2 protein-coding genes are annotated in these 880 nt (G+C 40.5%); both read left to right on the forward strand.

Features of this window, described 5'->3' with window-relative positions; translation table 11 throughout:
- The first annotated feature begins 107 nt into the window (after positions 1–107).
- Positions 108–293, forward strand: a complete 186-nt coding sequence (locus tag ACWIW0_RS11290; RefSeq protein WP_218195076.1) for a hypothetical protein — start codon at positions 108–110, stop codon at positions 291–293.
- Positions 294–659: 366 nt separating this feature from the next.
- Positions 660–880 (forward strand): reverse transcriptase N-terminal domain-containing protein (locus tag ACWIW0_RS11295; RefSeq protein ID WP_454453393.1); only part of this gene is annotated, 221 nt, incomplete at its 3' end.

Raw genomic sequence — 880 nt, forward strand, 5'->3', positions numbered from 1 at the left:
GTACACCCTGAAAGGGTTATTGAAATCGTGAGAAGACAATAAGAAAGCATTAAACTACATAATGCTGAGTGGCTAGGTTGAGTGGAAAGATAAACGTAAGTGAACAGTTGATAAACTTCGTTAGATTTGAAGAGCCTACGGTAGTTATTGGCTCTAACCAAAATGGTATGCAGTGGGTTATTCCTTTTATTTGTGGGAATACGTTACCGAAACACTGTCGGAGAACAGACTGTATCTTCCCCACTCGTGTGGTGATAATGGAACTTGGTAAGCCTATATTTTCGCCTGAATAGGCAGGTAAAGCGTAAGTGATACTGTTGGAAATGTAGGTAAAAGAGGTTAGAGAAAGCGAATATTGTGCTGTAATGGTGCAAATAGGGTATGAGAGATGACCTAACCCGAAAGGGTGCAGACTTCTAACTGGTCTTTCATCGCAAGATGTCTGACAATTCCTTAGTGGTTTTGGCAGAGATATAAGAAAGCGAGCGTTGGCTTGCTGATTAGTAATAATCAAATAAACCAACGCAAGCACTCTTTATCTCACATAGATAACAAGAGTGTAAGTCTATTGGTAACAATAGCAACTCTTGTAAGTACCCAAAACTGCTAGAGGAGCTATTTAATTACCAAGAAAGGCTTATCTCTTCACGGAGGTAAGTATGAAAGAGCAAACTCATCATACTAAGAAATTAGTAGGCAGTCCAGCTCCAACGACCTCACACATATCACAATGGCATTATATTGATTGGTATAAGGTGAATAGGTATGTGAAAGGAATGCAGGTGCGGATTGCGAAGGCAACACAGGAACGCGATTGGCGTAGGGTTAAAAACTTACAACGAATGCTGACCCACTCGTTTTATGCGAAAGCATTAGCAGT

Source organism: Ursidibacter sp. B-7004-1, assembly GCF_053654055.1.